Raw genomic sequence first — 13,655 nt, forward strand, 5'->3', positions numbered from 1 at the left:
AATTCGTCACTGTCGCCCGACTTTATCCTGGTGTCTCCGACAACCAGAGGAGATCGCCATGAAACCGCGCATTTCGGTTTTGACTATCGCTGTCGCCAACCTCGAGAGTTCTCTGGCGTTCTACCGCGACGGTCTCGGCTTGCCGACGGAAGGGATCATCGGCCGCGAGTTCGAGCATGGCGCCGTCGCGTTCTTCACGCTGTCCGGCGGGTTGAAGCTCGCGATCTGGGCGCAGGACGACCTCGCCTACGACACTGGCCTGCCCAAGGCGCCGATCAGCTCGACCTCGTTCACAGTCGGACACAACGTTGTGCGCCGCGAAGAAGTCGATCAAGTGATGGATGAGGCCGCTCGCGCCGGAGCCGAGATCATCAAGCCTGCCCGGGACACGTTCTTTGGCGGATATGCCGGATACTTCCGCGATCCGAACGGACACCTGTGGGAGGTCGTCTGGAACCCCGCCAACATACCGAATGAGGACGCTCTCTGAGGGCAGGTATGGCCCTGTAGGATCGGGCCGTTCCGGTCATTCCCGGTGCTGGCAAATTCTATCGGCATCGGGGCGGGCGGCCTGCTTTCCCTGGCAAACGAAGCCAGTTCGACGGCAGTCCACCAGCATAATCTTACGGGGCTGATTATGTAGCTCTATCCAGATTCGCCTCGCCTGCATGGCGCATCATGCGGCGGAAGCTCATTGAGATATGCGCCCGCCTTATGTGCCCGATGGACTCCCAGTCGCCGATTTCGGCCGCGGCAAGGACCTCTTCCATTTCGCGGCGGAATGCGGTGAATTCCTCGACGAGGCCCAATTGCGGCATCAGCTTCAGGACGACGCGCGCGACCTGAAAATACAGGCGCTCGCTGATCTCGCGCAGTGGCTGGTTGCCGGTCATCGCCGTGAGCTCGTAGAAAAAATCCATGTTGAGGCGCAGGAAAGCGCGCTGGTCGGGATTGAGTATATCGGCATCGCAGCGCGCGATGAGCGCCCGTATCCGGTCAAGATCGTCCGCCGTGCGCGGAATCGGCGAAAGCTTGCCGACGAGGAGCGCCAGCTCCAGGCGCAAATGATAGACCTGCTGCAATTCCTCGATGTCGACGTCGGTGACGATCGTGCCGACGCCGTGGACGGATTGAACCAGACCCTCGGATTCAAGGCGCGCCAGCACGCGCCGGACCGGCGTGCGGCTGATCTGGAATTCCTGGGCAAGTTCTTCCTCGGACAGGTGGCTTCCCGGCGCATAATCGAGCAGGCAGATGCGGTCGCGCAATATCCGGTAGATGCGCTCGAACCGCTCCCGCGCGGAGAGCGGGCGCGGCGGCGCGGCGGTCACCGTCGTGGGCGGCTTGGCCTCTGTCTCGATCGTCACCCAGCCTCCAGGACAGCATGCAGGAATTGCCGTGTCCGCTCGTTCTTGGGAGCACCAAACAGTTCGCTTGGCGGCCCCTGCTCGCAGATCTTGCCTTGATAGAAGAAACAAACGCGGTCGGAAAACTCCTTGGCGAAGCCCATCTGATGGGTGACCATCAGCATGGTGAGATCATGCTCGCGCCCGATTTGCCTTATCACCTGCAGCACTTCGCCGACAAGCTCCGGGTCGAGCGCCGACGTCACCTCGTCGAACAGCATGATCTTGGGCCGCATTGCCAGCGCCCTGGCGATGGCGACGCGCTGCTGCTGGCCGCCAGAAAGCTGTGACGGATAGTGGTCCTTCTTCTGGGCCAGACCGACCAGCTCCAGCAGTTCGGCCGCTCTTGCCTCGGCGTCCGCCCGCTTCATTCCGAGCACCGTTATCGGCGCCTCGATGCAGTTCTGCATCGCTGTCATATGCGGAAACAGGTTGAACGACTGGAACACCATGCCGATTTTGGCGCGGATCTTGCGGATGTGGGCGAGATCGGCGGGAACAAGCTTGCCGTTCCTCTCCATATGGGTCAGCGGCTCGCCTTCGACCCAGATGACGCCGTCATTGATCGTCTCCAGCGTCATCAGCATGCGCAGCACCGTCGTCTTGCCCGAACCCGACGGACCGATGACGGAGACTTTTTCGCCGCGCGCTATTTCGAGATTGAGCCCGTCGAGAACGGTTAACGTGCCGTAGCGTTTCGATACATTGTCGAAGCGGACCATCGGTTGTTCAGTCATCGGGTGGTCCTCCGGTTGAGCAGCCCTTCGAGGGAGCGGATGAGCGCCGCCGAAACCAGGCTCATGGCAAGGAAAAACAGGCCGACCAGCGTGATCGGCTCGGTGTAGCGGAACGTTTCGGAGCCGATGATCTTGGCGGTCTGCATCAGTTCCATCACGGCGATTGCGGAAAGCAACGGCGTTTCCTTGAACAAGGCCACCAGATAATTGCCGAGCGCCGGAACGATCGGCGGGATCGCCTGCGGAATGATGATGTCGCGGAACGTCGTCCAGGACGAGAGATTGAGCGCGATCGAAGCTTCCCACTGGCCGCGATGGATGTTGTCGAAACCGGCGCGATAGACCTCGGAGCAATAGGCGGCGTAGTGGATGCCGATGGCCAGCACCCCGGCGGTGAAAGCGTCGAGCACGACACCGAATTTCGGAAAGACGAAATAGAGAAAGAATATCTGGATGAGCAGCGGGGTCGAGCGGATCAGCTCGACCAGCACCGAAATCGTCCAGCTGGTCCATGGCACGGCGATGCGGACAACGGCCAGCACCAGGCCGAGCGAGGCGGCAAGCGCAAAGCCGATCAGCGTCGCTTCGATGGAAATGACGGCGGCGCGGGCAAGCACCGGCAGGATTTCCAGGGCAAATCCCCAATCCCAGATCATGCCGCCTTCCCCCGCGCCAGTCCGAGCGACGCTCGCCTTTCAAGAAGCCGCATGCCGATGGTCACAACCAGCGACATTGCCAGGTACATCAAAAGAACGAGGGTGAAGATCGGAATGGTCTTGAACGTGTTCTGGTTCATTTGCTGCGCCTTGAAGGCGAGATCCGAAAGCGTGATCAGCGAGACCAGCGCCGTCGATTTCAGAAGCTCGATGAACAGATTGCCCCAGGGCGGGATCATCGCGACAAAGGCCTGCGGCAGGATGATCCGGCGCAGCATCTGCGGGCGGCTCATGTTCAATGCAGTACACGCTTCCCACTGGCCGCGGGCGACGGACTGGATCGCGCCGCGCACGCACTCCGATCCGTAAGCGCCGACATTGAGGCCGAGCGCCAGCACCGCCACAACGAATGCGTTGATCGTGACGCCGAATTGCGGGAGCACGAAAAACAGCCAGAACAATTGCACCAGTGCCGACGTTCCGCGGAAGATCTCGACGTAAACCGTGGCCAGCCATCTGAGCGGCGTCGGGCCATACATCCTTGCAAGTGCCGCAAGCACGCCCATGATAATTGCCAGCAGGCTGCCGAGGACGGCGATCTCGACCGTCAGGACCGCGCCTTGCAGCAGCCCCGGCATGAACACTCTATAGCTTTCCTGTGTTGCCAACGCGCCGATCACGACTAGCGCGATGACCAGCATGGCAATGAGCGTACGGATTCCCATGCGATTCCCCCGGGAAAAAAGGGCGGCGCTTTCGCGCCGCCAGCAGTTGGGAACCTATTTGCCAGCGCAGAGCTCTGCGGTGGTCTTGTTGGGCAGATAATCCTTGCCGAAGCCGAGTGGCTCGACCAGCGCGATATGCTCCGGCGAACCGATGAACTTCTTCAGCTCGGCGTTGAAAGCCTGCTGCAGGTCGGTGTCTTCCTTGCGGAAGCCGAAGCCGCCATGGCCTTTCACCGACTTGCCGGCGACCTCGCCGAAGGGCTTGGTCGATTCGACACCGTCGGCCTTCTTGGCCATGTCGGCGATCGAAAGGGCGGTAAGCGCGGCAGCATCGGCGCGGCCCGACTGGACGGCGGCGACCAGGCTGGACTGGTCGGGCAAGGAGACGATCTGCCCATCGGCAACGCCCGCTTCCTTGGCGAAGCCGCCTTCGACGGCGCCGGCCATCACGGCAAGCTTGAGATCCGGATTGTCCTTGATGCTGGAAAAATCCTTGATGCCTTTCGGATTGCCTTTTGCCACCAGCATAGCCTCGCCGATGCCGTAGGACGGCTCGGAGTAGTTGATCTCGGCGCAGCGCTTCGGGGTGATGAACATGCCGGCGGCGATGATATCGAAGCGGCCGGCCTTGAGACCTGGAATGAGCGAGCCGAATTCGGTCAAAACACCGTCGACCTGCGGTATGCCCATCTTGGCGAGCACCGCCTTGGCGACTTCCGGCGCCTCGCCGGTCAGCTTGCCGTCTGGCGTGGCGTAACCGAACGGCGCCTCGTTGGCGAAACCGACGCGGATGTAGCCGTCCTTCTTGGCCCGTTCGAGGGTGGTTTCCGCGTGAGCGGACAGCGAGGTCAATGACGTCGCGGCGAGCGCGATGCAGGCAGCCGCTTTCACGACCATGCGGCGCGATATCGATGAATTGAACATGCTTTTCTCCCATTGGACAACTGTGGATGGTTCCCAGGGCGCGGCCTTCTTCGAGGTCGGCGCCTGCTTGATCAGACGTATACAACTGCCCTAGACATTTCGCAAGCAGAGATATAGAAACCATGGAAATTCGGCGATAATTCGTAGTTAGCCAACAAATTGACGTCGAGTTGTGCACAATTTGGGCCTGCTTGCCCATATTTTATCAAAGGGCAAGCGGCGTACTGGAAGGCAGGATTTCGGTGGCGACCGCGAAGGGCTTCGGGACATTCACGCAAGCGGAGTATGGGCAGCGCCTCGCCGGCGTGAAGACACGCATGCAACAAGCCGGCTTCGATCTCATCGTCTGTCAGGATCCAGCCAACATGTGCTGGCTGACCGGCTATGACGGATGGTCGTTCTACGTTCCGCAGTGCGTGCTCGTCCATCTGGAGGAGGACCGGCCGATCTGGTTCGGCAGGGCGCAGGATGCCAAGAGCGCACGCCTGACCACCGGCCTGCCCGAGACAAACATCGTGCCGTTCTCGGAACGGCTGGTGCAGCAGCCCGTCGAACACCCTTATGACGAACTCGCCCAACTGATCCGGTCGCGCGGCTGGGGAAAGGCCCGTATCGGCGTCGAGATGGACGCGCATTATTACACTGCGCGCTGCCACGCCCACCTTGTCGAGGGGCTGCCCGACGCGCATTTCGCCAACAACCACGATCTCGTTAACTGGGCGCGGCTGGTCAAATCCGAAGCCGAGCTGGTGCTGATCCGCGAGGCGGGTGCGATCTGCACGCATGCCATGAACCGCGCCATCGGGAAAATGCGGCCCGGTGTGCCTCAGAACCATGTCATTGCGGAAATCTATCACGCGCAGATCATGGGGGTGCCCGGAGCGGGCGGCGACTATGCCGCGATCTGTCCGCTGATGCCCGTCGGCGAGGGCACCAGCACGCCGCATCTGACGTGGTCCGACGCGCCGCTGCCGGACAGCGGCCCCGCCATTCTGGAGATTGCCGGCGTGAGGCGCCGCTATCACGCGGCGCTGACGCGGACCATACATTTCGGCAAGCCGCCGCTAGCCATCCTCGACATGGCCAAGGCAATCGTCGAGGGTGTCGACGCCGGCCTCGAGAAGGCGCGCCCCGGCTACACCGCCGAACAGGTGGAAGCCGCCTGGCAGGCAGTCCTGCGACGGAACGGGCTGAAGAAGGAAAGCCGGGTCGGCTATCCGGTCGGGCTCGCATACCCGCCCGATTGGGGTGAACGCACCGCAAGCCTTCGTCCCGGCGATACTACCGAGATGCAGTCCGGGATGTGCTTCCATTTCATGGCCGGCGTCTGGCTCGACGATTTCGGCATCGCCATCTCGGAGTCGTTCGTCGTCACGGAACGCGGCGGCGAACGCCTCTGCGACGTGGCGCGCGACCTCATCGTCATCGACTGACATGGCGGCCGGGAAACCGGCTGCCGAAAAGACCATGCCCGCCAGCAAGCCGGCAACAAGCACGAGGACGCCCGATGGACCGCAATCCGTTTTCCGAAGCCGAAATCGCCGGCCGCCTGGCAAAGGTCCGTACTGCACTGATCGAGCGGGAGCTCGACGCGGCGGTGTTTGCCTCGCCGGAGAACGTCTTCTATCTCACCGGGCTTGATCACTGGGGGTATTTTGCCCCTCACCTGCTGATCGTTCCACTCCAGGGAAACCCCGTCCTGGTCACCCGCTCGATGGAGAAGGTGACGATCGAGAAGCAGGTGAAGGCAGCGGAATTCCGCGGCCACTCCGACAGCGAAACGGCGGCCGACCTTGCCGCGCGGGTGCTTGCGGAGCTCGGCCTGTCGGGCAAGCGGATCGGCCTCGAATACTGGACGGCCGGCCTTAGCCATGGACTTGCCGTGGCGCTCCAGACGCAAGCCGATGCAACGTGGAGCGATGTCTCCGGTCTGATCGACGAGATGCGGCGGGTGAAGAGCGCCGAAGAACAGGCGCTGATGCGGCGTGCCGCAAAGGTGACGGACGCCGCCGCCGGTGCCGCGATCGCCGCGATCTCCGATGGCGCTTCCGAACAGGAGGTCGCCGCCCAATGTGTTTCGGCAATGATCCGCGCCGGCGGTCATGCGCCGGGCTTCGGACCGTTCATCCGCCCGGCCGCGCGCCTGGGTGAAGAGCACACGACCTGGGGCGACGGAATCTACCGCAAGGGCGAGCCGGTCTTTGTCGAACTGTCCGGGTGCATCTCGCGCTACCATGCCCCGCTCGGCCGGCTCGTTCGCATCGGCCACATCAGCGATGAAGACGCCGCAATGGCGGAGGTGACCGCCAAGGCCTTCAACGCGGTCGTCGAGGCGCTGCGCCCGGGCGCCAAGGCGCGTGATGTTTACGCCGCCTGGCAGGCCGTCGCCGACGAGGCCGGCCTTTCCCACTATCGCCGCCATCACTGCGGCTACCTTGTCGGCGCCGGCCAGCCGCCGTCATGGACCGGCGGCAATTCGGTGACCGGCTTGCGACACGATTCCGACCTCGAGATCGAAACGGGGATGAGCTTCCACATCCTGTCATGGCTGATGGGAACGGGTCACGGCAATGACTTCGTCTCCAACACGGTGCTTTTGACCGACGCGGGCGCCGAAGTGCTCACCCGCACGCCGGCCGGCCCGATCGTTCGATAGGCCCGCACGCATGGCGCGCTACTCGGCACTCTCGATTTTCCGCAACGCGCTCGCCGGCCAGAAGAATTGGCAGCGCGCCTGGCGTGCGGCGGAGCCAAAACCGTCCTATGATGTGATCGTCATCGGCGGCGGCGGACACGGCCTCGCCACCGCCTTTTACCTCGCCGAGAACCACGGCATCCGTAACGTCGCCGTACTCGAAAAGGGCTATGTCGGCGGCGGCAATGTCGGCCGCAACACCACCGTCATCCGCTCCAACTACCTGCTCGACGGCAACACCCAGTTCTACGAATTCTCGATGAAGCTCTGGGAGGGCATGTCGCGCGCGCTGAACTTCAACGTCATGTTCTCGCAGCGCGGCCAGCTCGTCACGGCGCATTCGGCCGATCAGCTCGACGGCTTCAGCCACCGCGCCAATGTCATGCGGCTGAATGGCATTGATGCCGATATCCTCGACCGCGACGAGGTGCGCCGTCTCGTGCCCTATCTCGATTTTTCCGACACCGCCCGCTTTCCGATCCATGGTGCCATCTTCCAGGGCCGGGCGGGCACGGCGCGCCACGACGCCGTCGCCTGGGGCTATGCGCGCGCCGCCGACAGCCATGGCGTCGACATAATCCAGAACTGCGAAGTGACAGGCTTCCTCCGCGACCGCGACAGTATCGTCGGCGTCGAAACGACGAAAGGCCGGATCGGCGCCGGCAAGGTCGGCCTCGCTGTTGCCGGTCATACATCCGTGCTCGGTGCCAAGGCCGGCCTTGACCTGCCGATCGAAAGCCACGTCCTGCAAGCCTTTGTCACCGAGCCGCTGAAGCCGCTGGTAGATCACGTCGTCGCTTACGGCGCCGACCATTTCTACGTCAGCCAGTCCGACAAGGGCGGACTGGTCTTCGGCGGCAATCTCGACGGCTACAATTCATACGCCCAGCGCGGCAATCTCGGCGTCGTGCGCGAGGTGGCGGAGGCGGCGATTGCTTTGATGCCGTGCATTTCGCGCGTCCGTCTGCTGCGCCACTGGGGCGGCGTCATGGACATGACTCCCGATGCCAGCCCGATCATCTGCCCGACGCCGATCGACGGCCTCTATCTCAATGGCGGCTGGTGCTATGGCGGCTTCAAGGCGACGCCGGCTTCCGGCTGGTGCTTCGCCCACACGATCGCCACCGGCAAGCCGCATCCCCTGATCGCGGCCTACGGACTCGATCGTTTCCGCACCGGCCACACGCTCGATGAGGCCGGTGTCGGCCCTTCCGCCTGGCTGCAATAGGAGGCGGGACAAAATGCTGCGCATCGAATGCCCCTGCTGCGGCCCGCGCGACCATGACGAGTTCCGCTATGGCGGCGATGCCTCGGTCACGCGTCCAACCCATGACGATGCCGATCCGGAGGCCTGGTACCGCTACGTCTATATCAGGACAAACCCGGCCGGCCCGCACCGTGAATTCTGGCAGCACGTGACCGGCTGCCGGCAATGGCTGGTGGTCGAACGCGACACCCGCAACCACGCGATCGCATCCGTCGACTTCGCCAGGAAATCGACTGTCAGGAAACAACCGGCATGAGTTCGAACCGCAAACGCCTGCCAGCGGGTGGCCGCATCAGTCGCGAGGTGCCGGTAGATTTCACCTTCGATGGCCGCAAGCTGATTGGGTATCGCGGCGACACGCTCGCCTCCGCGCTGCTCGCCAATGGCGTCACCCTGGTCGGTCGCAGCTTCAAATATCATCGCCCGCGCGGCATTTTTTCCGCCGGGCCCGAAGAGCCGAATGCGCTGGTTACGCTCGGGAGCGCCGGCAGGCGCGAGCCGAACCTGCCGGCGGCGACGCTGGAACTCGCCGACGGCATGGTCGTGGAGAGCCAGAACCGCTGGCCGTCGCTTGCCTTCGACGTGCAAAGCGTCAACGGCCTTTTCGCGCCGTTTCTGTCCGCCGGCTTCTACTACAAGACCTTCATGGGCCCGACGCGCCGCGCCTGGATGTTTTACGAACATTTCATCCGCAAGGCGGCCGGCCTGGGCAGAGCCGCCACCGGCCCCGATCCCGACCGCTACGAGGTTCATCATGCCTTCGCCGATGTCGCTATCGTCGGCGGCGGCCCGGCGGGATTGTCGGCGGCGCGGGCGGCCGCCGCGGCCGGCGCGCGGGTCGCGCTGATCGAGCAGGATTTCCTGCTTGGCGGCCAGCTTCTGGCGGAACCGTCCGACAGCGCAGCGGCCGCATGGCTGAGGCAGGCCGCGGCCGAGTTGGAGGGCTTCGAAACCATCACGCTGATGAAGCGGACGACGGCTTTCGGCAGCTATGACGGCAATGTCCTTGGACTGGTCGAACAGCGCGATCCGACCGATCCGAAGCCGGCCGGCGAGGCCCGGCAAACGGTCACTATGCTGCGCGCCCGCTCGATTGTTTTTGCCACCGGCGCCATCGAGCGGCCGATCGTGTTCTCGAACAATGACCGGCCCGGCGTGATGCTTGCCTCGGCCGCCCGGACCTATCTCAACCGTTTCGCCGTCCTGCCGGGCAGGAAAATCGTCGTCGCCACTAGCAATGACGGTGCCTGGCGCACCGCCTTCGACTATGCCGCAGCCGGCGCGGAGGTGACGGTTGCTGATCTGCGCGCCGTCCCGCCCGCAGCACTTGCCGCGGAAGCCGCACGGCTCGGCGTGGTGGTGCGGGCCGCAACGCGCATCGTCGACCTGCACGGCCGCCATACCGTCAGGCGCGTAACGCTCAATGGACCGGAGGGACAATCCTCGGCCGCCTGCGACCTGGTCTGCATCTCCGGCGGCTGGTCGCCAACCGTGCATCTCACCTCCCACCTCGGTGTCAAACCTGTCTATCGCGACGACATTGACGGCTTCGTGCCGGGCGTCTTTTCAGCCAGCCAGTTCGGCGCCGGCGCAATGATAGGAGCTTATGCGACCGCCGCTGCCGTCGAGCACGGCCATCGGGCCGGCATCGAAGCGGCAGCCTCCTGCGGCAAGTCGGCGCCGGTGCCCGCTCCATCGAAACTCGATCTCGATGAGACCGCCTCGACCGTGCTTCGCGAAGCCCTGCCCGCTGGACGCGGAAAGGCCTTCGTCGATTTCCAGATGGACGTGACGACCGGGGATATCGAGCTCGCCCATCGTGAGGGCTATGAATCGGTCGAGCATCTGAAGCGCTACACCACGCTCGGCATGGGCACCGATCAGGGCAAGACCAGCAATTTTCCCGCACTTGCCGCCATGGCAGCGCTGCGCGGCGCAACGATTCCCGAGACCGGCACCACGACCTTCCGCCCGCCCTATACGCCGGTGGCGATCGGCGCGCTTGCCGGACGCGCCGTCGGCCATCATTTCAAGCCGATCCGCCGCACGCCGATGCACGACTGGCACATGGCGAATGGCGCCGAGATGCTCGAGGTCGGGCTCTGGATGCGGCCCTATTTCTACCGGCAGTCGGGCCGCGACGTGAACGAGGCCTATGTTGCCGAAATGCGTACCGTGCGTCAGGCCGCGGGGCTGATGGACATCTCCACGCTCGGCAAGATCGATGTCCAGGGCCCGGATGCGGCAATCTTCCTCGACCGCGTCTATGCCAACGGCTTTGCCAAACTGGCGATAGGCCGCGCCCGCTACGGCGTCATGCTGCGCGACGACGGCATCGTCTTCGACGACGGCACCACGACGCGGCTAGCGGAAAACCGGTTCTTCATGACCACGTCGACCGCCAAGGCCGCCGATGTGCTGTCGCGTCTCGAATTCCTGCTCGACACGGCCTGGCCGGATTTGCGCGTGGCCGTTACCTCGGTCAGCGATGAATGGGCGGCGATGTCGGTTGCCGGGCCCAACAGCCGCGCAATCCTCGGTGTTGCTTTTCCTGGTCTCGACGTTTCCGACGCGGCGCTTCCGCATATGGGGCTACTCGAAAGCGAGTGGCAGGTCCGTGGGCTCCGCATCCTGCGCCTCAGTTATTCCGGCGAGCGCGCTTACGAAGTCTATGTCGGCGCCACTGCCGGTGAACAGCTCTGGAGCCGCTTGCTCGAAGCCGGCAGACCCTTCGACCTGAAGCCTTACGGTGTCGAGGCGCTCGGCGCGCTGCGGGTCGAAAAGGGCCATGTCGCCGGACCGGAGATCGATGGGCGCACGACGCTCGACGATCTCGGCCTCGGCCGCATGGCCGGCAAGCGCAGCGGCTTCGTCGGCGATGTACTGCGCCGCCGCCAGGCCTATCAGGCGCCTGAGCGCCAGCGGCTGGTCGGACTGGAATGCGCCGAAGACGGCAAGCGCCTCCGCGGCGGGGCGATCCTGTTCCTGCCCGACGACAAGATCGAGGGCCATGGCCGCGGCCGGGTGACCTCGATCACCTTTAGCCCAGAACTCGACCGCTATGTCGGATTGGCCCTGCTTGCCGGTGATGTCGCGGCAGAAGGAAGCGAGGTCGTGGCGGTCTATCCGATGAAGGCCGAAACGGTTCGCGCCCGCGTTGTCTCGCCGGTATTCATCGATCCGCAGGGAGAACGGCTGCATGGCTAGCTTGACCTCTTCTCGGGATTTCAGTCTGTCCGTGGCGGATTGTCCGCTTATCCAGATCGAGGGCTGGGACGCGACACTGAGACAATTCGAAAAGAGCGTCTCGGCGTCGCTCAACACGAAACTTCCCGCTTCGGTGGGAGAGACGGTTCGCCACAAGGGCCTTTTGACCATCCGCGTTGCACCTCGCCGCCTTTGGCTGGCTCTCGACGAAGGCACAGAAGCGCCAGCCCTTGTCGTCGACCCCGATCTCGGCTGTTCCGTGCCCCTTGGGGAAGGTCGTGTTCGTTTGAAAATGGCCGGCCCTGGTATCGCAAGGCTTCTGTCCGGCTGCATTGCCGTCAACTGGCACGCGCCGACCGCCGCTCCGGGCCGCGCCGTGCAAACATCCTTCCATCACGTGCCCGTGCTCTTCCTGCGCACCGGCGAGACCGCGTGCGAACTCATCGTGCCGCGAAGTTTTTCGCGAAGCCTCTCGGATTGGATTGCCGACGGCTAGCCAATACCGGTTCTTCGGGCAAGGGCCGGCTTTAGCGGCGATCCAAGCCGCCATCACGAAGCCATCTACTCTCTTGCCGGCCAGTCCTGCAGGAGCGTAATCCCAAACTTCGGCGCGGCTACTTTGAGCCGCTCGATATCGGCAGGCGTCGGCGGCCCGACCACCTCTCCCTTGCTGCGTTCATGGCCACCTTCGGCAAGAAACTGCTCGAACACACTTGGCGTGTCTATCAGGATATAGCGAACGAGCTGGTTGCCGGGATTCATAAGCTGGTGCGGGATGCCCCGCTTCAAAAACATGCTCTCGCCGGGCGAGAGCGTTCGGACCACACCGTCCACAATTGCGGTCAAGTGCCCTTCGATGACGTAGACCGTCTCGTCGTCATTCGCATGAACATGGATTGGCGTTTTGGTGTGCCCGTCGCTTCTGTTTTCGAACAGACTCAACAAGCCTCCCGTCTGTTCGCCGGAGACCAGTCGCTTCATGACGATGCCCGCGAGCACGAATTCTTTTGGTTCAACATCCGTCATTGATCGATAGTGTTGAAAAAGTCCGGGTTGCAGCAGTCCTGAAGCACTGATTCAATCTTCGTCGTAAGAGGAGATTGAGTCGATGATGGGCGAGCAAAGTGTGATGCAGGAGGAGCTGTTCTACGGCTTCAGCCTGGAGCGGCATGTGCCGGCGGATCACCTGCTCAGAGCGATCGACCACTTCGTCGACCTGTCCGCCATCCGCCAGCATCTGGCGCCCTTCTACAGCCCGATCGGCCGTCCCTCGATCGACCCTGAGCTGCTGATCCGCATGCTGATCGTCGGCTATTGCTTCGGCATCCGCTCGGAGCGCCGGCTGTGCGAGGAGGTACATCTGAACCTGGCCTATCGGTGGTTCTGCCGGCTTGGCCTCGAGGGTGATGTGCCTGACCACTCAACCTTCTCCAAGACCCGCCACGGCCGCTTCCGCGATGCCGACCTGCTGCGCGAACTGTTCGAGACCGTCGTCCGGCGCTGCATAGCTGAAGGGCTCGTCGGCGGCGAAGGCTTTGCGGTCGATGCCAGCATGATCGTCGCCGACGCCCATCGTCAGCGCGGGATCGAAACGGCCGAGGACCTCAATCCCAAAGCCAAGCGGGCCGTGGCTGAGTATCTCGCCACTCTGGATGACGCCGCCTTCGGGGCCGCCACGCCGGTGGAGCCCAAGTTCGTCTCCCCTGTTGATCCCGCCGCGCGCTGGACTGCCGCTTGGGGTGGCCCAGCCGTCTATGCCTATTGCACGAACTATTTGATCGACGTGGAGCACGCCATCATCGTGGACGTGGAGCCCTCGACCGCGGTGCGCCAAGCCGAGGTGACGGCCGCCAAGACTATGATCGAGCGGGCGCACGACGAGCTCGGCCTCTGGCCGGAGCGGCTGATTGCCGACACCGGCTACGGCTCGGCCGAAATGCTGAACTGGTTGGTGCATGAGCGTGGGATCGAGCCGCATATCCCGGTCTTCGACAAGTCTAGGCGCAAGGATGGCACCTTCTCGCGCGACGACTTCACC

General features: G+C 63.6%; 14 protein-coding genes. 8 read left to right on the forward strand and 6 right to left on the reverse strand.

The features are described 5' to 3' along the window. The first annotated feature begins 58 nt into the window (after positions 1-58). Complete coding sequence (locus NKH67_RS20355) at positions 59-490, forward strand: VOC family protein (RefSeq protein ID WP_352470564.1); 432 nt, start codon at positions 59-61, stop codon at positions 488-490. Positions 491-635: 145 nt separating this feature from the next. Here the strand turns inward: NKH67_RS20355 and NKH67_RS20360 are convergent, their stop codons facing one another. From NKH67_RS20360 to ehuB, 5 genes are read right to left on the reverse strand one after another with little or no spacing between them, the layout of a single operon-like run. Beyond that, entirely contained in the window at positions 636-1,367 is a 732-nt protein-coding gene (locus tag NKH67_RS20360) for a GntR family transcriptional regulator (RefSeq protein ID WP_352470565.1), read from the reverse strand. Further along, positions 1,364-2,143 carry an ectoine/hydroxyectoine ABC transporter ATP-binding protein EhuA gene (gene ehuA / locus NKH67_RS20365; protein ID WP_023717024.1) on the reverse strand — a complete coding sequence of 260 codons (780 nt, stop codon included), beginning with the start codon at positions 2,141-2,143 and terminating at the stop codon, positions 1,364-1,366. The genes NKH67_RS20360 and ehuA overlap by 4 nt, the downstream gene beginning before the upstream one ends. Next, positions 2,140-2,799 carry an ectoine/hydroxyectoine ABC transporter permease subunit EhuD gene (gene ehuD / locus NKH67_RS20370; protein WP_023674259.1) on the reverse strand — a complete coding sequence of 220 codons (660 nt, stop codon included), beginning with the start codon at positions 2,797-2,799 and terminating at the stop codon, positions 2,140-2,142. The genes ehuA and ehuD overlap by 4 nt, the downstream gene beginning before the upstream one ends. Further along, a complete protein-coding gene (gene ehuC, locus NKH67_RS20375) occupies positions 2,796-3,524 on the reverse strand; it encodes an ectoine/hydroxyectoine ABC transporter permease subunit EhuC (protein WP_352470566.1) in 729 nt (242 codons plus the stop codon). The genes ehuD and ehuC overlap by 4 nt, the downstream gene beginning before the upstream one ends. Before the next feature lie 54 nt (positions 3,525-3,578). After that, complete coding sequence (gene ehuB / locus NKH67_RS20380) at positions 3,579-4,448, reverse strand: ectoine/hydroxyectoine ABC transporter substrate-binding protein EhuB (protein WP_352470567.1); 870 nt, start codon at positions 4,446-4,448, stop codon at positions 3,579-3,581. A 242-nt stretch (positions 4,449-4,690) separates the two neighbouring features. On the opposite strand from ehuB, the gene NKH67_RS20385 reads away from it, so the two are divergent. From NKH67_RS20385 to NKH67_RS20410, 6 genes are all read left to right on the forward strand, one after another. Then, positions 4,691-5,881: a M24 family metallopeptidase gene (locus NKH67_RS20385; RefSeq protein ID WP_352470568.1), complete on the forward strand. Its 1,191-nt coding sequence runs from the start codon at positions 4,691-4,693 to the stop codon at positions 5,879-5,881. Positions 5,882-5,955: 74 nt separating this feature from the next. Beyond that, positions 5,956-7,104 carry a M24 family metallopeptidase gene (locus NKH67_RS20390; RefSeq protein ID WP_352470569.1) on the forward strand — a complete coding sequence of 383 codons (1,149 nt, stop codon included), beginning with the start codon at positions 5,956-5,958 and terminating at the stop codon, positions 7,102-7,104. A 10-nt stretch (positions 7,105-7,114) separates the two neighbouring features. Further along, positions 7,115-8,371 carry a sarcosine oxidase subunit beta family protein gene (locus NKH67_RS20395; RefSeq protein ID WP_352470570.1) on the forward strand — a complete coding sequence of 419 codons (1,257 nt, stop codon included), beginning with the start codon at positions 7,115-7,117 and terminating at the stop codon, positions 8,369-8,371. A gap of 13 nt (positions 8,372-8,384) precedes the next feature. Further along, a complete protein-coding gene (locus tag NKH67_RS20400; protein ID WP_352470571.1) occupies positions 8,385-8,666 on the forward strand; it encodes a sarcosine oxidase subunit delta in 282 nt (93 codons plus the stop codon). Beyond that, a complete protein-coding gene (locus tag NKH67_RS20405; protein WP_352540081.1) occupies positions 8,663-11,617 on the forward strand; it encodes a sarcosine oxidase subunit alpha family protein in 2,955 nt (984 codons plus the stop codon). Before NKH67_RS20400 ends, NKH67_RS20405 begins: the two co-directional genes overlap by 4 nt. Beyond that, on the forward strand, positions 11,610-12,113 hold the full coding sequence (locus NKH67_RS20410; RefSeq protein ID WP_352470573.1) for a sarcosine oxidase subunit gamma: 504 nt from the start codon (positions 11,610-11,612) through the stop codon (positions 12,111-12,113). Before NKH67_RS20405 ends, NKH67_RS20410 begins: the two co-directional genes overlap by 8 nt. 65 nt (positions 12,114-12,178) lie before the next feature. On the opposite strand, the gene NKH67_RS20415 is transcribed toward NKH67_RS20410, so the two are convergent. Then, on the reverse strand, positions 12,179-12,643 hold the full coding sequence (locus NKH67_RS20415; RefSeq protein ID WP_352470574.1) for a cupin domain-containing protein: 465 nt from the start codon (positions 12,641-12,643) through the stop codon (positions 12,179-12,181). 82 nt (positions 12,644-12,725) lie between these two features. Between NKH67_RS20415 and NKH67_RS20420 the strand changes: the two genes are divergently transcribed. Then, positions 12,726-13,655, forward strand: a 930-nt coding sequence (locus tag NKH67_RS20420) for a transposase (RefSeq protein ID WP_353031735.1), incomplete at its 3' end; no start/stop codon positions are given.

Origin of the sequence: Mesorhizobium sp. M0968 (assembly GCF_040319065.1) — a bacterium.
GTDB lineage: Bacteria > Pseudomonadota > Alphaproteobacteria > Rhizobiales > Rhizobiaceae > Mesorhizobium.